The following is a 22,652-nucleotide window of genomic DNA, read 5'->3' on the forward strand; positions in this document are numbered from 1 at the left end:
GGTCTGTTCTGTCATGGCTGTTACGAATTAAGTCTGCAAACTTTAAAACGTACAACAGCCGCTGGCAGAACAGATTTTTTGTGTTAAACCGCGTGTACTATCACGCAACTTGAGTTAAGTAATGAATAACAAACCAGCTATACAGCCCATGTATAAACTACTTATACTTAAGCGAGCTATACTTGTAACTATACTTGCTGTGACAGGACTTGTACTTCCGCTGCAGGCCCAGCAAACCTACGCCAACGACTGGATAAAGCACGACCAGACATACTATAAAATAAAAGTAGTAACAACAGGCCTTTACCGCTTAAACCATACTTACCTGAATAACCTTGGCCTGGCTGGTGCAGACCCGCGTAATATCCAGCTGTTCAGGAGAGGGAAAGAAATACCTTTATATGTAGCCGGTGAAGCAGATGGTAATCTGGGCCCTCAGGATTACATTGAGTTTTTCGGAGAACGTAATGATGGAGCGCTGGACCGAGAATTGTATAAGGACCCCACGCACCAGGTACACCAACTATATAGCATCTACACCGATACGGCTGCTTATTTTCTAACAGTAGGCACAATAGCCGGCAAGCGCATGCGCGAAGTAAACCCGGCTGCAAACGGTGCTACTCCGGAGCCATACCATCTACAAAAATCCTTTTACTGGGGAGCGCAGGATTACTACTTGGGGGTGAAGCGCGGCGGTGAAAACCGAATGCCCTGGATGGACAAGGGAGAAGGCCGTTTTATCAATACGTCGCGGTTTGAAAAAACATATCCACTGAGCGGTATAACTAACGTGGAAAGCACCGGGCCAAAGCCATTTATTCGTTACTCAGTTTATGCGAGGAATGATATTGAGCATAACATGGCAATGCGAATCACTAGTGCAAGTGGTGGTATCCGAGAAGTCTCAAGGCATAGGATAGTAGGTGATGGCCACCAGCATGCAACTTATACGGCAGAGTTTACCGATATAACAGCATCTGGTATACTTACTCTTAGAACTTTAGCTGATCCGATGCCTCCCTTTCCAGATGGGCGTCCAGACGAGAGAAATCAGGTAAGTATGGCTCATGCTATTTTAACCTTTCCTCAGAAATCTATCTTCCAGGGCAGCTCCATGATCATTTATACGGATTCATCCCGATCTGTAAATCCATACTATGAGTTTTCGAATATCCCGGCAACAGTGGTAGCATACGATGTAACTGATGTAACGAATGTAACGCGTATTGCTGGTTTTGATGTAAGTGGCAAGCGCGGCTATGTTGTAAATGCAGGTGATGGTAAAAGCCATAAGCTATTGCTGGCAGATACGAATAACCCGATTAACCCTTTACCGGCACAGCGGGTAACTTTCAGGAACATCAACCCGGCTGCTCATAACTATATTATACTTACCAACAAGCGTTTAATGGGTACAGTGAGTGGATCATCATTGCCTGCTCCGAAAGAATATGCCGCATACCGAGCGTCCGCAGCCGGTGGTGGTTATGACACGCTACTTGTGTTTATGGATGAACTGGTAGACCAGTATCACTATGGTGAATTCTCTTCTTTCTCTATCAAGAACTTCCTGAGCTTTATGTCTTCGTCCTCCAGGCCGAAGCAACTACTGATTCTGGGTAAAGGCAGTGACCTTAGCCGTGTAAATTACAGAAACGCTGCACAGAGGCAATTGGATATTGTTCCGACAGGAGGCAGCCCTGGCTCCGATATCATTTTCTCTGCCGACTTTAAGAATAACAAATTTGTGCCAGGTGTACCAACAGGCAGGGTGTCAGCCCAATCAGCGACGGAAATTATTAATTATCTGAACAAGATAAAAGAGTACGAGGCTGTTCCGGATGGCGTAGAATGGCGAAAAAATATACTTCAACTTGGTGGTGGGAAGTCTATCAGTGAAATAAACCAGATTGCAGCATACCTTAAGTCTTATGCCAAGACTGCTGAAGGTCCTTTAGTGGGCGCAAAGGTTATTGAGAAGTACAGGCAAAATGTAAGCGAGGTAACTGAAGTAGTAAACGTATCGGATGAACTGAATAGAGGCCTGTCGCTTATAACATTTTTCGGTCATAGCTCAGCTGGCTCAACCGATCTGGATATTGGCTATGCATCCACAGCTGTAAACAACTATAAGAATAAAGGCAAATACCCCGTTATGCTGATGAACGGCTGTAATGTGGGCGATGCGTACACGCCTAATGCGGTATCGTTTGGGGAAGATTGGCTGAACACAGCTGATAAAGGGGCAGTAGCCCTTATAGCACACGTAGGGGCCGGCTACGCTCACCTCCTGAATCTGTATTCTTCATACTTCTATTCGGCGGCCTTCCGTGAGGAAGAGTTTTATGGTGCTACATTGGGACAGGTGCAGCAAGAAACCATTAAACGTGTAGCCCAGACTGCAGGAAGCAATGAAATTGCAACAGCCATGATCACGGAGATGGCACTGCAGGGCGACCCCGCGATAAAGATTTATAACCCGGCCAAGCCAGATTACCTGTTTAAAGACAACAGCTTTAGTGTAAAAGGCCATAGCGGTGAAACTGTAGTTGCCACTGCCGATGACTTCGTAATTACTGTAAATGTAAACAACCTGGGCAAAGCCATTACAGACTCAGTAACTGTTACTATTAAAAGAACCCTTGCCGATAATACGACTGTAACTTATGATCCTATAAAGATCGGCCCGATCATTAAAGACAGGAAAGTACAGCTTACATTAAATAACAAAGGTATGTCAGCGCTGGGCATGAACTCTTTTGAAGTAAAGCTGGACGGAACAAACGAGATCGATGAACTGAACGAAAGCAACAACACGGCTATTTTTCAGCACTTTTTCCCTGTTAGTGGCCTTGTAGCGCTAAGCCCTTCAGATTTTGGTATAGTAGGCAAAAGCAATGTAAAACTGTCTGTACAGGCAACACAGCTTAACACTAATACCAAAGGGTTTTATTTTGAGCTGGATACTACACAGACTTTCAACAGTCCGCTTAAGCAAAGCTTCTCTACAGGGTATGCTTTGATGCCAGCCTGGGATGTGGCGTTACCCAAAGGGGCAGCAGACAACGACAGCACCGTATACTACTGGCGTGCCAGGTTTGATGCCTATGCTGTGGGAGAGGATACTGCCTGGGCTCAAAGCTCTTTCCGCTACATTCCTAATGCGGGTAACGGCTGGTCGCAGAGCCATTATGGGCAGTTTACAACAGCCTCTACCGATAAAATAGCAAACCAGGGTAAGCAAAGTATAAACTGGAATTTCCAGCAAACCAAAACAGAAGTTTCTATTAAAACAGTTGGCGGCGACTATAGATATACGAACCCGCCTTACGGTCTCTTTTTTACCGGCGAGATGCTTTTTCAGGCTGCTTGTGGTAACCCGGGAGGAAGTGCCACCCCACGAATCTTTGCGATTGTGGTAGATAGTAAAACCCTGCAGATGGTAGAGGGCATGGGAAGCTTTTACTGCTCTAGTTTCCCGTATCTGTATGAGTTTGGCGATATGAATGTGGCTGCTAACAGAGATAAGATCGTGGCTTTTATGAACTCGGTGCCAGAGGGTCATTACGTAGTGGCCATGAGCGTGAACAAAGTGCCGTTTGAGAGTTTTACAGCTGCACAGAAGGCGGCCTTCGGTTCTATTGGTTCTGCTCTGATCAAGGATTTGAAAAACGGCTACCCGTTTGGGATAGTGGGCCAAAAGGGAACTGCCCCTGGTGCAGCCAACGAAAAGACTGGCCTTGCTGATGACAGTACACCTATTACCTCACAGGTAGTTGTCATGGATGATGTGCTGTTTTCACGCCAAACAGAGGGAGTTATTACCTCAACGCTTATTGGCCCTGCCCTTAAATGGAGTAGCCTGCACCATAATATAGAGAGACATAAAGCCGGAAACGATACCTATAAGCTAAGTATAATCGGTGTAAATGGTGCCGGCGAGGAAAAGGTACTTGTAGAAGAAGTGCCAGGGAAGGCGTTTGATCTTTCCGGTATCAATGCTGTTGAGTATCCATCGCTGAGGTTAAAAGCTACACTAACCGACTTACAGGACAGATCTGCTCCTCAGCTTAGAGAGTGGTTTGCGTTTTATGATGCGGCACCTGAGGGTGTGATCAGGCCAGACCTTGTAAATGTAAGTGAGCCTATACTTACAGAGCAGGCACAGAAAGGAAGTATAACAGTACCAATGGCTTTCCAGAACCTTACTTCGACTGCATTTTCAGACTCCCTTACGGTAGAAATGACCCTGACCGGTGAAAAGTCTGATCCGGTTGTTACCAGGTTTAAGATCAAGCCGGTTGGGCCAAATGAGATCGTAAACTTCCAGTATACCATGTCTACGCTGCAATTGGAGGGTGAATACAAGTTGAACATGTTTGTGAACCCGCGCATTTTGCCGGAGCAGCAGTATTTTAACAATATCTACGAAGTTAACTTTAAAGCCAAAACAAGGCTACACCCTATACTTGATGTTGCTTTTGATGGCGTGCATATTCTGGATGGGGAGCTGGTAGCGCCAAGCCCTTTGATAAGTATAACCGTAAAGGATGAGAATCGCTTTGTGCATTTGCAGGACCCGTCTACGATGCTAGTTGTGATGATTGACCCGGATGGAAATGAGCAGGAAGTAGACCTGATGGGTAACCCGAATGAAGTGCGCTATTTCCCGGCTGATGAGAAGAATGACTTTAGAGTAGAGTATAAACCGGAAAAACTAAACAACGGAAAGTATACCATGGAAGTACGCGCCAGCGATGCCGCAGGCAGAGCATCCGGAGTATCGCCTTACCGCATCAGCTTTGAGGTGGAGAATGCTTCGAAGATCACAAACTTCTATCCATTCCCGAACCCGTTCTCTACTAAAACCAACTTTATCTTTACCCTGACCGGTAGCCAGGTGCCGGAGCATCTTAAGATCCAGATTATGACGGTAACAGGCAAAGTGGTGAAGGAGATCATGAAGGAAGAGATTGGGCCTATAAGAATTGGTAACAACAAAACAGAGTATGCCTGGGATGGTACCGACATGTATGGCGATAAACTGGCCAATGGCGTTTACCTGTACCGTGTAGTAATGAGCCAGGTAGACGATGGCATGAAGCACATGTACAAAACCGGCGACAAATCGTTTAAGAACGGTTATGGCAAACTTTATATACTTCGTTAAAAGTATAAGCCTGATTATCAAACAGAAGAGGCCGCTAGCAGTAGCGGCCTCTTCTGTTTGATACTACTTCCTTTTTAGCGTCAGGAAAGTATAACTATACTTGTTCTTTTCGTCGGGCTCGTGTTTCTCTTCAGCTACTACTTCCCAATCCTTTTCATTTATTTCCGGAAAAAAAGTATCGCCGTCAAAGCTGTGGTGTATTTTAGTAAGCTCAATACAATCTGTTAGCGGCAAAGCCTGCTTATAAATCTCAGCACCACCGATAATACATACTTGTTCGTCCAGTTCTTTTGCTTTTTCAATGGCCTCCTGCACAGAGTGGGCTACGATACATCCTTCTGCTTCAAAATCTTTTTGGCGTGTGATGATGATGGAAGTACGTCCCGGCAACGGCTTGCCAATGGACTCGTAGGTTTTACGGCCCATAAGTATCGGGTGCCCCATGGTAAGCTGCTTAAAGTGCTTCAGGTCGGCGGGCAGGTGCCAGATAAGTTGGTTGTCTTTGCCGATTACGTTATTCTCTGCGGTGGCTACAATAATGTTTACCATGCTTACACGTTAAAAGTATAACCTCTTAATAGATCCTGTACCGGCATACGTTTCTTGCCTTCCATTTGCAGGTCAAGTACAGAAATGGCACCTGCCGCAGTTTGCACGTGCAGATACGTTTTGTTGTCGGTGTGGATGGTTCCGGGTTCTGAAGTATAAGCTGTATTCTCCAGCGCCTCTGCCTTAAAAATCTTGAAGGTCTTATCCTGAAAACGAGTCCAGGCGGCAGGGTAGGGGCTCAGGCCACGGATAAAGTTGCGAACCTGCTGAGCCGGCTGGTTCCAGTTAACCTCGCAGGTTTCTTTAAAGATTTTAGGTGCATGCTTGGTCTCGGATGTGGTTACCTGTGGTTGTGTTATTACCTCACCAATTTCGATAGCCTGTACCGTACGCAGGGCCAGTTCGGCACCGGTATACTTTAGCTTTTCATACACGCTGCCAAAATCGTCCTCCTCCAGCACAGGCACCCGCTCCTGGAAAATAAGGTCACCGGTATCGATCTCGTGCTTCAGGAAAAACGAAGTAACCCCTGTTTCTTTCTCGCCATTGATGATGGCCCAGTTAATAGGCGCTGCGCCACGATATTGAGGAAGTAAAGAGCCATGTATGTTAAAAGAGCCTAGTTCCGGCATACTCCACACCACCTCCGGCAGCATACGGAAGGCCACGATGATCTGCAGGTTAGCTTTGTAGCTGCGCAACTCCTCCAGAAAAGCCTCCGATTTAAGGTTGGTTGGCTGCAAAACCGGAATACCTTGCGAAGCGGCATACTCTTTTACAGGCGACTGATGGATTTTTTGTCCGCGGCCAGCTGGTTTATCCGGGGCAGTTACAACAGCTACTACATTATACTTATGCTCTACAAGTGTTTGCAGGGTAGGCACGGCAAAATCAGGCGTACCCATAAATACTATCCGTAAATCTCTCTTCATGTATGATAAAAGTATAAAGCAACTCTGCGTTTCATTACAGAGTTGCTTTTGTTTTATACTATGATATTAGGTTAAAGTAAATCAGAAATTATCTGGCTTACTCAAAATCCGGGTACATCAGGTACTGCTTGCGCATCTTTTTATAGTCGCTAAGGCCTGGCTCCCAGGTTGCTCTTATCTCAGCTTCTGTTTTGCCGGCAATTACCTGCTCTCTCAGTTTAGATGTGCCTGCCAGCTTCTCAAAGAAGTTATTAAAGAACTTATCTTTATTCGTTGAGTTCTGGTACATGTCCAGCAAGTAAGAAAGATCAACTTTATCGGCAACTTTCACATTAGTTAAGTCTTTGCCATAGCAAACCACATCTTTGTGAGGCGGGTTGGTAGCGCCAGGTGTACTTACCGGTGTAAAGCTAAATTCTTTCTTCGTATAGTATGGGCTGCCAATAACCTGGAACGGCGTTGGTGTGCCACGGCCTACACTCACATTGGTACCTTCAAAAAAGCAGATAGAAGTATAAAGTTTGATAGCCTGGTCGTTTGGCAGGTTTGGTGACGGTTTGATTGGCAGTGAGTAAGGCATCTTGTGGTTGTAATTGGCAACAGGTATAACCGTAACCTTAGCCTGGCGCTGTCCTTCCAGCCACTTCTCACCGTTGATCATATTAGCCAGCTCACCTACCGTTAAACCATGCACAATCGGAATCGGGTGCATGCCTACAAACGAAGTATGCTCCTTCTCCAAAACAGGGCCATCTACATAATGGCCGTTCGGGTTAGGACGGTCAAGTATAAGTACTTCTTTGTTGTTCTCGACGGCAGCCTCCATTACATAATGCATGGTGCTGATGTAAGTATAATAACGGGTTCCTACGTCCTGAATATCGAACAGAAGTACATCCAGGTCTTTTATCTGCTCGGCTTTTGGTTTTTTGTTAGCGCCGTAAAGTGAGATGATCGGAAGGCCTGTTTTCGTATCTTTTGCGTCTTTTACGTATGCACCTGCATCAGCATCGCCTCTAAAGCCATGCTCCGGGGCAAAAATGGTTGTGATCTTTACACCACGGGCAAGCAACGTATCAACTAAATGCGTGTTGCCAATAGTAGACGTCTGGTTTACTACCATGCCTACGCGCTTACCGGCCAGCTTTGGCAAGTATAAATCCAGCTGCTCGGCGCCGGTTTGCATTTTTTTGGCTACAGGTGTAGTTGTAACTTCTGTCTGGGCTTGAGGCGTTTCCTGCTGGGTGGCAGGAGCCTGTTTTGGAGTGCATGCGTTAAAGGCAAGCAGCACCGAAGTATAAAGGAATAGCATAGGCTGTGTCATAGTTGTAAGGGATAAATCAAAATTCATACCTATCTTTAAGGCAGATTAGAAACAAGCGCGAGTGAACATCTCCAAGTACATATCCGATAAAATATCCGAAGTGCAGACCGGTACGTTTACAACGTCGGTTACAAAAATAGCAATTATAAGCATAGCAGCAGGCATTGCCATCATGATTGTGTCTTTTGCTATTCTGGAAGGCTTCCGTAACGAGATACGCGATAAGATATTCAGCTTTGGCTCGCACCTGCAGGTATCCAAGTATGACACCAACAACTCCTACGAAGGCGCACCCATCAGTAAGAACATTGGCCTCACTGACTCAATCCCTGGCATAAAGAAAATTCAGCCCTTTGCCCGTAAAACGGCCATCATTAAAACAGATGACGAAGTGCTGGGCGTGGTGCTGAAAGGCGTAGGCAGAGACTATGACCTGAGCGCGATGCAGCAGAACCTGCAGGAAGGTGAACTGATTGCCTACAATGATTCTGCTTCCTCGATGGATGTGCTGCTGAGCCAAACCATTGCGTCTAAGTTGCGCCTTAAAGTTGGAGACGAGACCATCTTCTACTTTATTCAAAATCCGCCTCGTGCCCGAAAAATGAAGGTTAAGGGTATTTTTAATACCGGCCTGGAGGAGTTTGACGAGGTTTTTGTGATCGGGGATATCGGGCTGATACGTGAACTGAACAACTGGCCGGACTCTTTGGCCGGAGGCATCGAGATTGTACTCACAGATTTTAACCAGATAGACCAGGTGGCTGAACAGGTTTTTGATGAGATGAACTATGATCTACAGCTGGAAAAGATTACAGACCGCCACGCACAGCTGTTCGATTGGCTCAAGCTACTGCAGAAGAACGTTATCATCTTCCTGGTGCTTATTGTTTTTGTAGCCACCTTCAACATGGTGTCTACGGTGTTTATCATGATTATTGAGCGTATAAACATGATAGGTGTGCTTAAAGCTGTTGGTGCCACCGATGCGCAAATACGGCAGATATTTGTTTTTAGAGGGCTACGCCTGACGTTGAAAGGTCTTTTTTGGGGCAACCTGATAGGGCTCGGGTTTTGCGCGTTGCAATATTACTTTGAATTTATCCCTCTGGACCCAGAGAACTATTACATGGACCGCGTTCCAATCAGCTGGAATTTTGGGATGATACTGGCGCTGAATGTGATAACGTTGGTGCTGACGATGCTGGCCATACTTATACCTGCCGCCATGGTAGCCAGAATAAAGCCGGTAAAAGCGATCAAGTTTGACTAAGTATAAAAAAGAAGCCCAGACAGTTGCGTGGGCTTCTTTTTTATTATGATAGGCATAAAACATAATCAATAAAAAGAACATCCTATTGAGATGAAGGATGTATCATTCTTAATCAGTATACTTTTATCAAGAAAGATATTTTAGTGGCAGATTGATCCATAGGGGAGCCAAACCATTGTTCATAATAATTTAGGTTTGAGTTTTCATTAGTCAGGATTGTTTGAAAAGAAGCTTTAACGCACTTGTCATTCATTCTGCCCTTACTTAATCCGCTGCCTATCCCCATAAGATAAATGCCCGGCTTCTTGGGAATGAGCCCCACGCGCAATTTGTACTTTCCATCATTCTCCTCATACCGGAGCTGTTGCATACGTTCGGGAGAAGGGATGTCAGTAGAATTATAAATCCGGCCCCACACATTGATATAATCGAAACTGGATACAGCGCCAGAAGTGCTTTTCACGCTTTCCAGGCGCAGAAGCCCCAAGGTGTTACCTATGGCTGTGGATTTGCTGTAGTCTACAGCATCCTGTTCCCCTATAGGCACTAAGAAGTTAGGGAACTCGGAGACAAGATAAAGTGTATCGCCCACCCTTATGCTGTCACGCTCGGGAGTGAAGTGTGCGGTGACGGCGAAGGAATAGCTAGGGTTGGGGTTGAGGCACAGCGGACTGGGGCAGCCTGTGAGGGCTATGCCCACCAATACGAGAAGAAGTTTTATTACGTGTGTTTTCATGCTGCTTGAACTATTTGCTCTATGTTAAAATAAATATAGTCACACTTGACTATAATTCAAGCGATAGTGGTTAATAAATATTAGAAATATCCTATGGTTAAACTTTGATGTTGTTTAAATTTTAGCATTAGTAATATTACTCAGCATTTCTCTACGTGGCACCGGAAGCGCAATGTTATTGGTCTCAAAAGCAGCCTTAGCTTTCTCGGTCATGTCCCAGAACAGGGGCCAGTAATCTGTGCGGTTACACCAGACGCGGGTGCTAATGGTAATGGCATGCTCTGCAAAATTAGTAACTACAATAGCTGGTTCAGGCTCCGGCAACACACGGCTGTCGTCGTTAATTAACTGCTGTATGAGCTGGCGCACTTTGCCAATATCATTGTTAACCGAAATAGTAAAAAGCAACTCTACACGTCGGGTATTCTCTACAGAGTAGTTAACCACCACCGAAGAAGCCAGCGGGCCATTTGGCAGGTAAATCGTTTTGTTATCGCCGGTTTTAAGAACGGTGTTAAAGATGTTAATGATATGTACTGTTCCGCTCTGACCCTGGGCATCAATAAAATCGCCTACCCTGAAAGGTTTGATGGTAAGTATAAGCACACCACCTGCAAAGTTGGAAAGGCTACCCTGCAGCGCTAAACCGATAGCCAGGCCTGCAGAGCCGAGTATAGCAATAAAGGAAGTCATCTCTACTCCAATTTGAGAGATAACCACTACAATTAGCGAAACCCAAAGCAATACCCCGATAATGCTGCCCAGGAAAGGCCTTAACGAAGGGTCCACATTTTTGCGTACCATCATGTTGTTAAGGAATCTGTTCAAGCGCCTGATTACCCAGGTACCAATGGCAAGTATAAAAATGGCAACAATCAGTTTCATGCCGTACAGCACCACGAAATCTACTAACACGCCACGGTACTTCTCAATGTCAAACATGTTTTCTAAAGTATAAATGAAAGGTAAAACAAAAAGGCGCTGCCTGCGAAGCAGCGCCTTAAAAGGCATTTTAATCAAAAATTAAGGGTTTTGCAAAATCAGGAAAGATGGCGACACTTCAGAATAAGGTTCGGGTTGGGGCAAAGTGCCTCATACTTAGCTTTTTCTGCCGTAGTGGCCACACCTGGGTAATCGCCATACTTTTCGTCCATGGCACACATCACCTGAAAGTGCAGGTGCGGCGGCCAATTTCCATTTTCAGGGTAAGGACCAACCTCGGCAATCTTGTCGCCTTTGGCAAAACGCTTTCCAACTTCCAATCCATCCAACGATGCCCGGCTCAAGTGGCCGTACAAAGTATAAAAGGTAACGCCTTCGAGTTCGTGCTCCAGAATAATGGTAGGGCCGTAGTCTCCGAAGTTGTCGTTATCCTTAAAGCTGTGCACCGTAGCATCCAGGGGTGTAAACACAGCGGTGCCTGCATCCAGCCACACATCTACACCAAGGTGCAGGTTGCGGCTTTCGGCGGCAACGTCAAAGTGCTTGCTTCTCCGGTAAATAAACCGGTCTTCCAGGTAGCCGCCTACGCCTATACTTGCCTGCTTTTCATGCAGCATTTGTTGTACTGCATTGTTAAAAGCTTCGGTGTCGAGTAAGTCGGTTTGTTGCAGGCGGTTATTGCCAGCTGTAAAGTCTAGAGAGCAAACTGCATCTGTGTTCAGGTCGGCATCCAATACGGGTGCAAAGGCATGCCTGTGCCGGCTTAGTATAGCACTAAGATTTTTTGAGTTATCCATAAGTTATTGAAGACGCGGAAAACGCAGATGCAGTTTGCAGGAGGGCTAAGCCATCTCTTCCTCTACATACTTAGAGAGCGTTTTAAGGCTCTTGGTTTTACCGAAAAGTTCTTCTGATTTTTTACTGTAGGCAAGAGCTGCCTCCTGCAAAGTTTCGAACGTGCCTAGGTTAATGCGCTGTTTGTTGTAGTGTATGATGGCCCGGTATTTCTGAGCCTCTTTGTGTACACCACGCACACCCAGTTTGTTTTCTGTTTTGGCTGTGTTTCTTACAATTTTACAGAGCGGAGCCCATTCCAGGTTCTCACGGCGGCAGTCCAGCTTATTGCCATTTATAAAATGGACATAGAGCTTTATGTCGCTCTCAGGCTTCTCCAGCAACTGCTCACCGATCATCTTGTGCAGATAAATGGTTTCGTTACGGTACTTGCCGTCTTTTAGCGGCCAGTTCTTCTGAAAGAAGGCGTAGCCATTAGAGTGAATGCGCAGGTGCTTCAGAAATTCGATCTGCTGCAGGTACGCGTTGTTTTGAATGTACTCGTAGGTGCGGTCGTCCACCACTACAGTTTTTTCACAGTTTTTGAGTGTCAGTTTGTAGAGCATTATTGTTTTCAATAGTTGTTATTGCAAAGGGCGGCGGCTTGACCTTGGGTAAGGCCAGGTCTCGTTTCGGTGCCCGAAAGCACAATGCAAAGGTGCATCTTTTTTTTATATCAATTGCAACTAATATTTATTTAATTACATTAAATATCAAAAAAATTTAGTGAAGGTTGATTTTTTGCCCGACACGCTAAAAGAAGAAGCTATATTATCGTAACTTTCAACTCCTAAAAATGTTTAAAGGCAAAATTATTAAGCGTTAAAATATAGCAAAATGAGTAGTCCATACTTAAATCTGAAGGTAGTAGAAATCACCCGCGAAACTTCAGACGCCATCACCATACATTTCGAACATCCTGAAAAGCAAACAATACCTTATAAACCAGGCCAGTTCCTGACCCTGATCCTGAACATAGATGGTAAAGAAGTTCGCCGTTCTTACTCCCTGAGCAGCACCCCGCACGAAGGTCCCCGGTTGGCTGTAACTATAAAGCGTGTTTCGGGTGGTTTAGTATCAAATTACCTGATGGATCATGCAAAAGTTGGTGAAGAGATTAGGGTAATGCAGCCTATCGGTAACTTTTGCCTTACCTGCGCCCCGGATAACCAGCGCCATGTACTTTTGTTTGGCGCCGGCAGCGGTATTACGCCGCTCATGTCTATACTTAAGTCTGTGCTGCGCGAGGAGCCAAACAGCCGTGTAACCCTGCTTTACGGCAACACCGACGAAGACTCCATTATCTTCAAAGACCAACTGCAAAACCTGGAGGCTGAGTATGTCGACAGATTTAAGGTAGCCTATATTTTTAGCCAGCCGAAGCAAGCCTGCGAAAACCGCGGCCGCATGAACCAGAGCCTGATCATTAAGATTCTGGAAAGGCTGCAGTTGGCCAAGGTCGACAACGCTGTATACTACATGTGCGGACCAGAGGGAATGATGGATGAAGTGCGCCATGCGCTTAATGTGCTGCATGTGCCTGCTGAAAATATTTTCAGGGAGAGCTTTGTCAGCAATAAATTGATAGAACAGCAGCAGCAGCAGGCCCAGCACGGCGATGTGCTGGCGTCTGATGATGACGGTGAAATTACTGCCCAGACTGTAACCATAATTTATGAAGGCGCCGAGTACCACGTAGAGGTGCAGCCGGACCAGACCATACTGGAGGCTGCACTGGAGCAGGACGTTGATTTGCCGTACTCTTGCCAGGCCGGACTTTGTACTGCCTGCCGTGGCAAATGCCTAAGCGGGAAAGTACACCTAGATGAGCGGGAAGGCCTGTCGGATGCGGAACTTGACGAGGGTTATGTGCTTAATTGTGTAGGTCATCCGTTAACAAGTAACGTAGTGATAGAGATCGGTTAACAAAAAATAAACGTATATACATGTAATAGGGCCACATCTTATAAATGTGGCTTTATTATTTTTTGCACTTTCGTATGAAGTAGCTATATTACCTCTTTATAATGTACTTTATAACTATGACCACAGCCTCCAAAACCTTAGATATACCTAAACGAAAACAACGCACTTATCTTTCCCATGACTTTAAAGTTGAAAAATGGGAGACCATTGAGCCATACTTCGAAGAGCTTAAATCGAGGCAGATTAATAGTGCGCAGGAGTTAGAGAAGTGGATGTATGACCGTAGTGAGTTGGAAAGTGTATTGTCAGAGGAAATGGGTTGGCGCTACATCCGGATGACCTGCGATACCCAGAACGAGGAAACAACTGCCGCATTCCAATATTTTGTGTCGGAGATCGAGCCTAAGATTGCGCCCCTGGATCATGAGCTGAACCTGAAGCTGATGCACTCGCCTTATGAGCCTGCTTTGGAGCGTGAGAAGTATAAAATATACCTGAGAGGCGTGGAGCGTGCCCTGGAGATTTTCAGGGAAGACAATATTCCGCTGCAGACGGAGATAAGTACGAAACAGCAGCAGTTTGCAGCCATTTCTGGTGCCATGACGGTGACGCTGGATGGCGAGGAGATGACGCTGCAGCGCGCCGCTGACCGTTTAAAACGTACCGACAGGGCTGTACGCGAAGAAACTTGGCGAACTGTGCAGGAAAGACGCTACGAAGACCGTGAAAAGCTGGACAACTTGTTTGATGAGTTGCTGAAGCTGCGTCACCAGGTAGCGGTTAATGCCGACTTCGACAACTTTCGCGACTTTATGTTTGCTGCCATGGGCCGCTTCGATTATACCCCAAAGGATTGCTTTAATTTCCATACTTCCATTAAAGAGACCATCGTACCTCTGCTGACAAAGCTTGATGAGGAGCGCAAACAGCAGCTTGGTGTAGAAGAGCTTCGCCCATGGGACCTGGATGTGGACCCGACAGGCAAAAAGCCGCTGGAGCCCTTCCAGACAGGAGAGGAACTACTTGAGAAAACGGTGCAGGTATTCTATAAACTTGATACATACTTAGGCGACTGCCTTGCCATCATGCGCGAAATGGGCCACCTGGACCTGGAGTCCAGAAAAGGGAAAGCACCGGGTGGGTATAACTATCCATTAGATGAGATTGGTGTGCCGTTTATTTTTATGAATGCTACTTCCAGTCTGCGTGATGTGATTACGATGCTGCACGAAGGCGGCCATGCGGTACACTCGTTCTTAACCCGGGAACTACCGCTTAATGCAGCAAAGCACCCACCTTCAGAAGTGGCAGAGCTGGCATCTATGTCCATGGAACTGATCTCGATGGATTACTGGGATACTTTCTTTGAAGACGAGGACGAACTGAAACGGGCTAAGCGAACGCACCTGGAAAGTGTTTTAGAGACCTTCCCGTGGGTGGCTACTATAGATAAGTTTCAGCATTGGATTTACGAGAACCCGAACCAGACGCAGGAAGAGCGCCAGCAGGAGTGGGTAAAGATATTTGAGACATTCAACCACCAACTGGTTAGCTGGGACGGCATTGAAAAGTATAAACCTTTTATGTGGCAAAAGCAGCTGCATATTTACGAGGTGCCTTTTTACTATGTAGAGTATGCCATGGCCCAGTTAGGTGCTATCGCTGTCTGGAAAAACTATAAAGAGAACCCTGCCGAAGGGCTGGCAGCCTATAAACGTGCGTTGAGTCTGGGTTATACTGTGTCGATAGGAGAAGTTTACGAGGCAGCCGGTATTAAATTTGACTTTAGCACAGCTTATATTAAAACGCTTGTAGATTTTGTGAAGGAAGAAATGGCGAAGATATAACTTGTCGGACCACTTTTTCCTAAAGCTCCCTTGCTACGTATCGTGTGGCAAAGGAGCTTTTCATTTTGTCGACATCAATGTTAAAAAAACAGCTACTATGTTTGAGTCGTACTACATACTATGAAAATACAGAATATAATGCTTTGGGTTTGGGTGGCGCAATGGTTTGTCCTTGCCTCCTGCTCTAGAAGCTCAGTGATGGATGTGGATGACTGGGAGGATACCGAAGCTGTTGTCGTAGATAAGAATGTTGCACCCAATGATGTAGTAGGGTCGTGGCACGGATTTATTCCTTGCCCGGGCTGCATTGGCTATACTTACGGCCTGGTGCTGATGGATGACTACAGTTTTGAAGAAAGAATAATTTATGAAGACAGAGAAGGCGAACCTGTTACCCGTATTGGAACGTGGAAAGTAACTGAGGGTATTGTAGAACTAAGTGGTAATGAGGCTGAGCGGAGACGTTTTTCTCTGGATGCTGCAGGCAAACTACGTATGCTAGACTTTGACGGAAAGCCAATAAACGAGGATCTGAAGGTACAGTATAGTCTAAAGCGTGGTGCAGCCTTTAATGAGGAGGATACCCAATTTTGGGAGGGCAGCAGAAAAGCAGGAGTTGACTTTGTAGCTACAGGGCACAACCCAAGTTGGGTACTGGAGGTTGATAAAGAAGGAGAGATGCTGTTTAAAACAAGGCCTGAAGAGACTGTGAAGCTACAAGTTAAAACCCCTGTGCCCACTACCAATGGAAGTACAACCAGTTATCGGGCTCCAACAGATGCTGGAGAACTGGCAGTAGAACTGACTGAGCAAACCTGCGCCGATGCGATGTCGGGAAAGGAGAGGCCTTATACCGTACGCGTAACTGCCAATGGTAAAGTTTATACCGGCTGCGGGTTATACTTAGGAGATAATCAAAGCAAATAAATATACTTTACCGATAAAACAGAGGCGCCTGCTATACTTTAGCAGGCGCCTCTGTTTTATGTATACTTCTGTTAAAGCGGCTTAAACTGCTCAAACATCTGCTTGCAATTGTTGCAGTAGTGCATGGAGCGGCAGAGTGTTGGCCCGAATGGAGTTCTCAAGTCTGTGTTGTCGCTGTCGCAGTACGGACACTTTACATGCTCCAGAATATCCAAGTCCAGGATGAGATCATACTTTGGAGGCGGTGCCAGGCCAAACTCTTTCAAGTGCTGGCGGCCTTTATCACTCAGTTTGTTGCTATCCCAAGGCTTATCGAAGGTCATATTAACCGTATACTTGCTGATGCCGTGCTTCTCCAGCGTTCGCTCCACATCCTTTTTCATGTAGTCCATGGCAGGGCAACCAGCAAAGGTAGGGGTCATGTTCACGGTAACGTGGTCTTCATCAGAAATCTCCACACCCGTGATTACGCCCAGATCCACCAGCGACAATACCGGTATTTCAGGGTCTTTTACCTCCTCCAGCAGGGTTAATATGTTTTCCTTGGTCAGCATTTTCGTTATTGGTTACTCGTTGTTCGTTATTCGATATAATGTAAGTGGAAGGCACTGATAAGTATGGCGATCAACGAATAACGATCAACGACAAATTACCACTCGGCAGTTGGGTCTATCTTAAACACTTCGGCCATTTCGTCAAGCAGCGGTTGTAGGTGCTCGGTGTGTTCGCCGTAGCGACCGCCAAACTTAGGCTTTATACTTTCCAGGTCTGGTAGCTTCAGGTCTGTCTTTTCTATCACTGCTGTTATGCGCTTCAGCCATTCTGCTTTTACAGCTTCTTCACCGGCATAAACACCGGCATCGATCAGTTCCTGCTCAAACTTCGATTTTTCGAACATACCCAAAGCATAAGGCAGCGCCTCATTCAGCGAAGACTGTAAACGAAGTATAGCTTCCTCAGTAGACGTTCCCAGATTCTTAATCCAGGTATTGGCATGCAGCACATGGTACTTTACCTCGCCCTTTAGTTTGGTAGCTACCTTGGCAATTGGCTCGTAGCTTGACTGACTCAGCATCTCAAAGCGGATGATCTCAGCGTTGTCGTACAGAAAGTGACGGATCAAACTGAAATCGTACTCGCCGTTTGGCAGTTCTACCAGTTGGCTGTTATGAAACTGGTTAGCATTGCGGGTAAAGGCAACGGTATCCGGTTCGGCTTCGCCAAGTTCCTGCAGCAATGTATAAAATGCCAGGCTATGGCCGATCTTATCCTGCGCCATCGACGAGAAAGCAATGTCCTCTTCCAGTATGGGGCCGAAGCCGGTCCATTCGGAGTTGCGGTGGCCAAGTATAAGCTGGTCGTCTGCCAGTTTGTATAACAGGTCTTTTATCGCTTGCTCGTTCATTATTGGGCTGTTGTTGGTTTGTTCTCTTCTTTATACTTCGTGATCTTATCCATTACTTTATAGGCAATGGCTTCGCGGTATTTCTTCTCCGGAATGGTGGTCCACATGTCTTTATCCTCTTCCGCAGACTGCAGCACATCTTTCGATCTTACTACCCACACATTCACGACAGGGCCTTTCTCTCCGAATTGCTGTTTTGCCTCTTGTAGGGCTTCTAAATACGAAGTTGCCATTACTCTACCAGCATGTACATGTGCCTTGCCACGTTTCTTCAGGTGGAAGATCTCGTAAGGTTCCGGTTGCTCACTACGCTCCGCCGGTTCCTCTACTCGCATCATATCATACACATTTTCGCTATCGTTGCCATAAAGCGTTAATTGTATATTTTCGGTGCGTGCAATCCAAATACCAGTACAGGCAAAACGGCGGCTATACTGCTCCTTAGCAAACAGAAATGCCACATCTTCGTTTGGGGCATGTACAGGGCCTACATAAGTATAAGCCGCGCCTTCTTTTTTTTGATGGAAGGCTTCATATGTTTCAAACTGATCCAGCTCTGGCTTCGGCTCCATAGCAGGCACTTCGCCTTCTGGCAGGTTCAGTCGTGTTACTCTTGGGTCTAATGATTTTAAGCTCATAGTTTTATATCCTTAGGCTAGCGGCTTCACGTATTTTGCTTTTGGGTTAAGCAGGGCTCTGCGTACCCAGGCACCACGCTCTTCTGCGGTACGGCGTACAGCAAGGCGCTCAGCGTTGCACGGGCCATCACCGTTGATCACACGCTTAAACTCATCCCAATCCGGTTCGGTATATTCCCACTGGCCGGTTTCCATATTCTTTTTCAGGTTCGGATCCGGCACAGTAAGGCCTAGTTCCCAGATCTTAGGCACGTACATATCCAGGAACTGCTGACGGCACTCATCATTGGTTGCCATCTTTACTTTCCAGCGAACAAGTGTTTCAGTGTGCGTACTCATTTTATCAGACGGGCCAAAGAATGTCATGATCGGAGGCCACCAGCGGTTAAGGGCAGCCTGAATCATTTCGCGCTGCTTTGGTGTACCGGTTGCCATGTGTACAACAGCATCGTGGCCATACTTCAGGTGAAAGGCCTCTTCGGCGCAGATACGCTCCAGAGCTCTGGAGTAAGGTCCGTAAGAACCTTTGGCGTTGGCCATCTGGTTTACAATTGCGCCCGCATCAATCAGCCAGGAAATAATGTTGGAGTCTGCCCAGGTAAAGGCAGGGTAGTTAAATACGTTTGAGTATTTCGATTTACCATTGATTAAATCAGTAAGCATTTGCTCTCGAGACTTACCCAACGTTTCAGCAGCAGAGTATAAAAGCTGAGCGTGACCTACTTCATCCTGAACCTTGGCCATTTGCGCCATTTTGCGGCGGAAGCCAGGGGCACGTGTAATCCAGGTGCCTTCCGGCAATGCACCGATAATTTCAGAGTGCGCGTGCTGCTCGATCATGCGAATCAACTGCTTGCGGTATAATTCCGGCATCCAGTCAGTAGGCTCAATCTTTTCGCCTCTGGCAATGCGTGCCTCAAATTCGGCTAATTTTGCAGGATCTTCAGTCTGCAGGTCGTCGAATTTTGTGGCTTCAAAAACGTTTCCTCCTCCGTACATAATATCTATAGTTTAAAGGTTCAGTAAAAGGTGCCGGGCCGCGTTACCAGCCCGGCGGTTAGTTAGTTTAGTTAGGTGTATTAAGGTGAATCGGGTTAACCGATGTATTATGCTGTGTATTATTCAATCCTGTTAAAAGCATTGCCGATAAGTTTTCAGCAATTTCCTCAGGGTTCATTTTGCCGTCTGGTTTATACCAGGTATGGATCCAGTTAAGACCAGAGAATATCATCAGGGTTGCAAACTTCTCGTCAGGTACAGAAAATTCACCGTTGCTAATGCCCTCACGGATAACCTCACGGAAGCGGCCTTCATACCTATCGCGCAGCGAAAGGTACTCTGTTAAGTATGGCTCGCTTAGGTGGCGCCATTCATGCAGGAAAACTGCCGAGGCAGCTGTGTTCTTAGTTAACACTTGCACATGCGCTGCAATAGCCCGCTGTAAACGCTCAGTGGCCGTTCCGTTTATACTTTCAGCAGTATCCAAGGCATCAAAAAACTCCTGCGCCATTCTAAAGCAAACCCGCTGCAAGATCTCTTCTTTAGACTTAATGTGCGAGTAAATACTGGCAGCCTCTATGCCCAGAGCATTGGCCAGATCGCGCATCGACGTAGCTGAGAAACCCTTCGTTTTAAAAAGGGCCGTAGCTGTTCTTTCGATTTGTTCTTTTCTGCTCAAAACTGCTTCCATGTATAATTAACAAATATAAGCAACCTAACGTTCGTTAGCAAATATATTTATTCCTTAACGGTTGTCCGGCACAAAGGTTAGTGACGTACGTAAGCGGTAATAAGCCTAAAAAGTATTTGAAAGTGCTTTGGCTTCTGCTATACTATTTATACTTTATTATATTTGAATGAATTGTTAACTTAATTAAATGATGACTGAACCAACTAACGATACAATAGCACATACCATGGAGTTTGTACATTATGAGCTAAAAGAACGGATAGGCTACATTACGCTGGCACGCTCCGAAAAAAGAAACGCCCTAAACTATGAAGTAGTAACACAGCTGAAAAAGGCGTTTGCCTTTGCCGAAGATGATGAGAAATGTAAAGTGATTGTGCTACGGGCCGAAGGAAAAGTGTTTTGCGCCGGCGCCGACCTAGAGTATATACAGCAGCTGCAGGAAAACGACTATCACGAAAATCTGGCTGACTCTACACACCTGATGGAGCTTTTCAGGCTTATTTATACTTTAAAGAAAGTAGTAATTGCCCAGATACACGGCCATGCCATTGCTGGCGGTTGCGGCCTTGCGGCAATATGCGATTTTGGCTTTACAGTGCCAGATGCAAAATTTGGCTACACAGAGGTTAAGATCGGTTTTATACCTGCTATTGTTAAAGTGTTTCTGCTACGCAAAATAGGAGAGTCCAGGGCAAAGCAACTATTGCTTACCGGTAATCTGATTTCAGCAGCAGAAGCAGAAAAGTATGGCTTGGTGCATTATATAGTGCCTGCAGAAGAGTTAGAAGATCAAGTGTTTGCCTTTGCGCAGAAACTGTGTGCAGAAAACTCGAAGCAATCGATGGAGGTGACAAAGGAGATGATCGCGCGCGTACAGGAGATGAGCCTGGAAGACGGATTGCAGTATGCCGCTGAAATGAACGCCATTGCCCGTGGCAGTGAAGACTGCCAGCGTGGTATTGCCTCTTTTTTGAACAAAGAACCTATTAGATGGTAAGTTTTGTTTAATTTCTTAAAACTAAATATTAAACTTGTTGTTTGCTTAGTATGATTGCAGGCATCGGAATTATGTTGTTAACCTTTGTAGCCATGGAGGGCGTAGCCTGGCTAATGCACAAGTATGTGCTGCATGGGTTTATGTGGTTCCTTCATAAGTCGCATCATACGCACCATAAGCATAAATTTGAGCTGAACGACCTGTTCTTTGCCTATTATGGCCTGTTGGCGATGCTGTTCTTTATTTTTGGCACAGAGCCCCTGGATTACAGATTTTGGATAGGAGCCGGAATTACGCTGTATGGTGTTGCTTACTTTTTTATTCATGATGTATTTATACACAGGCGCCTGAAGCTGTTCGGTAAATCGTCTAATGTTTACCTGAAAGCTTTAAACATAGCCCATAAGGTGCATCACAGCAAGGAAGGAAAGTATGGCTCAGAGTCTTTTGGGATGCTATGGGTAGCCCCGCAATATTTTAAGAAGGCGAAAGAGATTGTTCAAAAACAACAAGAAGGAGAAACGTGGCCCAGTACACCATTAAAGAATTAGAGCACCTGTCAGGTATAAAAGCGCATACCATTCGCATTTGGGAGCAGCGCTATAGCATACTTAGCCCCAAGCGTACCGAAACCAATATCCGGTACTACGACGATGCCGACCTAAAATCTATACTTAATATCTCGCTGCTGAACGAGCGTGGGTATAAGATATCTAAAATAGCACAGATGCCACCGGAGCAGATCATGCAGAAGGTGCAACAGCTTTGTGAGGAATCCTGCCGCGGGTCGCATCATATCAGCACCCTTGTAAAAGCCATGGTCGATATGGACGAAGAGGCTTTTGACAAAACGCTGTCAACGGCTGCGCTGCAGCTTGGCTTAAAGGAAACTATGAGCGAGGTAATTTACCCGTTTCTGACCAAGATTGGGATATTATGGCAAACTGGTAATATAACTCCCGCGCACGAGCATTTTGTAAGTAACCTTATACGGCAGAAGCTGATTGTGGCAATAGATGGGCAAGTGGTGAGGGCTCCTGAAGATGCACCTGTATATATATTATACTTACCCGAAGGTGAATTGCATGAGTTAGTGCTTTTGTATGTGAACTACCTGCTGCGCTCCTCAAACAAAAAAGTTGTTTACCTGGGGCAGAACCTGCCATTCACCGATCTGGAACTTACTTATCGCCAGTTTAATACAAAGTATATATTTACGGTACTAACAGCCACTCCGGAGCGTGACCAGGTACAGGGGTATATAAACAAAATGGCAGCCACATTCCCAGAATGCATTGTTTACATGTATGGGCATCAGCTACAAAACACTAACCTCACCTTTCCTGAAAGCATTAAAAAAATCGGATCTCCTGAGGAATTACTGACTTTGTTCAGATAAAATTATTTAACAGAAATCCAAGCCCCCTGTCGCTGACGTTTGTTAATGGCAGGGGGCTTT

At 45.9% G+C, this 22,652-nt stretch carries 20 protein-coding genes; 8 read left to right on the forward strand and 12 right to left on the reverse strand.

The window, feature by feature from the left end; translation table 11 throughout:
• Nucleotides 1–121: 121 nt before the first annotated feature.
• Complete coding sequence (gene porU2, locus K0O23_RS13475; RefSeq protein WP_219877960.1) at nucleotides 122–5,173, forward strand: putative type IX secretion system sortase PorU2; 5,052 nt, start codon at nucleotides 122–124, stop codon at nucleotides 5,171–5,173.
• Nucleotides 5,174–5,236: 63 nt separating this feature from the next.
• Here porU2 and K0O23_RS13480 read toward each other — a convergent pair whose 3' ends face one another.
• The 3 genes from K0O23_RS13480 to K0O23_RS13490 form a co-directional block, all read right to left on the reverse strand.
• Entirely contained in the window at nucleotides 5,237–5,722 is a 486-nt protein-coding gene (locus tag K0O23_RS13480; protein ID WP_219877961.1) for a dihydrofolate reductase, read from the reverse strand.
• Nucleotides 5,723–5,724: 2 nt separating this feature from the next.
• Nucleotides 5,725–6,654: a methionyl-tRNA formyltransferase gene (gene fmt, locus K0O23_RS13485; protein WP_219877962.1), complete on the reverse strand. Its 930-nt coding sequence runs from the start codon at nucleotides 6,652–6,654 to the stop codon at nucleotides 5,725–5,727.
• Nucleotides 6,655–6,751: 97 nt separating this feature from the next.
• Nucleotides 6,752–8,005, reverse strand: coding sequence for an exo-beta-N-acetylmuramidase NamZ family protein (locus K0O23_RS13490; RefSeq protein WP_246597110.1), 1,254 nt, complete (start codon nucleotides 8,003–8,005; stop codon nucleotides 6,752–6,754).
• 34 nt (nucleotides 8,006–8,039) lie between these two features.
• Here K0O23_RS13490 and K0O23_RS20405 point away from each other — a divergent pair, with 34 nt between their 5' ends.
• Nucleotides 8,040–9,248, forward strand: a complete 1,209-nt coding sequence (locus tag K0O23_RS20405; protein WP_219877963.1) for an ABC transporter permease — start codon at nucleotides 8,040–8,042, stop codon at nucleotides 9,246–9,248.
• A 112-nt stretch (nucleotides 9,249–9,360) separates the two neighbouring features.
• Here K0O23_RS20405 and K0O23_RS13500 read toward each other — a convergent pair whose 3' ends face one another.
• The 4 genes from K0O23_RS13500 to K0O23_RS13515 all read right to left on the reverse strand — a co-directional run bounded on the left by K0O23_RS13500 (nucleotide 9,361) and on the right by K0O23_RS13515 (nucleotide 12,326).
• Complete coding sequence (locus K0O23_RS13500) at nucleotides 9,361–9,984, reverse strand: hypothetical protein (RefSeq protein ID WP_219877964.1); 624 nt, start codon at nucleotides 9,982–9,984, stop codon at nucleotides 9,361–9,363.
• Nucleotides 9,985–10,098: 114 nt separating this feature from the next.
• Complete coding sequence (locus K0O23_RS13505) at nucleotides 10,099–10,995, reverse strand: mechanosensitive ion channel family protein (RefSeq protein ID WP_246597115.1); 897 nt, start codon at nucleotides 10,993–10,995, stop codon at nucleotides 10,099–10,101.
• A 29-nt stretch (nucleotides 10,996–11,024) separates the two neighbouring features.
• Nucleotides 11,025–11,723, reverse strand: a complete 699-nt coding sequence (locus K0O23_RS13510; protein ID WP_219877965.1) for a peptidoglycan DD-metalloendopeptidase family protein — start codon at nucleotides 11,721–11,723, stop codon at nucleotides 11,025–11,027.
• Between the two features lie 45 nt (nucleotides 11,724–11,768).
• The gene (locus K0O23_RS13515; protein ID WP_219877966.1) at nucleotides 11,769–12,326 is read right to left on the reverse strand and encodes an HNH endonuclease; all 558 of its coding nucleotides are present in this window, start codon (nucleotides 12,324–12,326) and stop codon (nucleotides 11,769–11,771) included.
• Nucleotides 12,327–12,597: 271 nt separating this feature from the next.
• Here K0O23_RS13515 and K0O23_RS13520 point away from each other — a divergent pair, with 271 nt between their 5' ends.
• From K0O23_RS13520 to K0O23_RS13530, 3 genes are all read left to right on the forward strand, one after another.
• Nucleotides 12,598–13,686, forward strand: coding sequence for a ferredoxin--NADP reductase (locus tag K0O23_RS13520; RefSeq protein WP_219877967.1), 1,089 nt, complete (start codon nucleotides 12,598–12,600; stop codon nucleotides 13,684–13,686).
• Nucleotides 13,687–13,802: 116 nt separating this feature from the next.
• Nucleotides 13,803–15,533: a M3 family oligoendopeptidase gene (locus tag K0O23_RS13525; protein ID WP_219877968.1), complete on the forward strand. Its 1,731-nt coding sequence runs from the start codon at nucleotides 13,803–13,805 to the stop codon at nucleotides 15,531–15,533.
• Nucleotides 15,534–15,653: 120 nt separating this feature from the next.
• Nucleotides 15,654–16,460 (forward strand): copper resistance protein NlpE N-terminal domain-containing protein, encoded by an 807-nt coding sequence (locus K0O23_RS13530; protein WP_219877969.1) that lies wholly within the window; start codon nucleotides 15,654–15,656, stop codon nucleotides 16,458–16,460.
• Nucleotides 16,461–16,531: 71 nt separating this feature from the next.
• On the opposite strand, the gene paaD is transcribed toward K0O23_RS13530, so the two are convergent.
• The 5 genes from paaD to K0O23_RS13555 all read right to left on the reverse strand — a co-directional run bounded on the left by paaD (nucleotide 16,532) and on the right by K0O23_RS13555 (nucleotide 20,193).
• The gene (gene paaD, locus K0O23_RS13535) at nucleotides 16,532–17,014 is read right to left on the reverse strand and encodes a 1,2-phenylacetyl-CoA epoxidase subunit PaaD (protein WP_219877970.1); all 483 of its coding nucleotides are present in this window, start codon (nucleotides 17,012–17,014) and stop codon (nucleotides 16,532–16,534) included.
• A 95-nt stretch (nucleotides 17,015–17,109) separates the two neighbouring features.
• A complete protein-coding gene (gene paaC, locus K0O23_RS13540) occupies nucleotides 17,110–17,865 on the reverse strand; it encodes a 1,2-phenylacetyl-CoA epoxidase subunit PaaC (RefSeq protein ID WP_219877971.1) in 756 nt (251 codons plus the stop codon).
• Nucleotides 17,865–18,503, reverse strand: a complete 639-nt coding sequence (locus tag K0O23_RS13545) for a phenylacetic acid degradation b (RefSeq protein WP_219877972.1) — start codon at nucleotides 18,501–18,503, stop codon at nucleotides 17,865–17,867. The genes paaC and K0O23_RS13545 overlap by 1 nt, the downstream gene beginning before the upstream one ends.
• Nucleotides 18,504–18,515: 12 nt before the next feature.
• Nucleotides 18,516–19,502 carry a 1,2-phenylacetyl-CoA epoxidase subunit PaaA gene (gene paaA, locus K0O23_RS13550; protein WP_219877973.1) on the reverse strand — a complete coding sequence of 329 codons (987 nt, stop codon included), beginning with the start codon at nucleotides 19,500–19,502 and terminating at the stop codon, nucleotides 18,516–18,518.
• Between the two features lie 67 nt (nucleotides 19,503–19,569).
• On the reverse strand, nucleotides 19,570–20,193 hold the full coding sequence (locus K0O23_RS13555; protein ID WP_219877974.1) for a TetR/AcrR family transcriptional regulator: 624 nt from the start codon (nucleotides 20,191–20,193) through the stop codon (nucleotides 19,570–19,572).
• 226 nt (nucleotides 20,194–20,419) lie between these two features.
• Here K0O23_RS13555 and K0O23_RS13560 point away from each other — a divergent pair, with 226 nt between their 5' ends.
• From K0O23_RS13560 to K0O23_RS13570, 3 genes are read left to right on the forward strand one after another with little or no spacing between them, the layout of a single operon-like run.
• Nucleotides 20,420–21,193, forward strand: coding sequence for an enoyl-CoA hydratase/isomerase family protein (locus tag K0O23_RS13560; protein ID WP_219878063.1), 774 nt, complete (start codon nucleotides 20,420–20,422; stop codon nucleotides 21,191–21,193).
• 50 nt (nucleotides 21,194–21,243) lie between these two features.
• Nucleotides 21,244–21,744, forward strand: coding sequence for a sterol desaturase family protein (locus tag K0O23_RS13565; RefSeq protein ID WP_219877975.1), 501 nt, complete (start codon nucleotides 21,244–21,246; stop codon nucleotides 21,742–21,744).
• A complete protein-coding gene (locus K0O23_RS13570) occupies nucleotides 21,717–22,592 on the forward strand; it encodes a MerR family transcriptional regulator (protein WP_219877976.1) in 876 nt (291 codons plus the stop codon). The genes K0O23_RS13565 and K0O23_RS13570 overlap by 28 nt, the downstream gene beginning before the upstream one ends.
• Nucleotides 22,593–22,652: the final 60 nt, after the last annotated feature.

Source organism: Pontibacter aydingkolensis, from assembly GCF_019443125.1.
GTDB lineage: Bacteria > Bacteroidota > Bacteroidia > Cytophagales > Hymenobacteraceae > Pontibacter > Pontibacter aydingkolensis.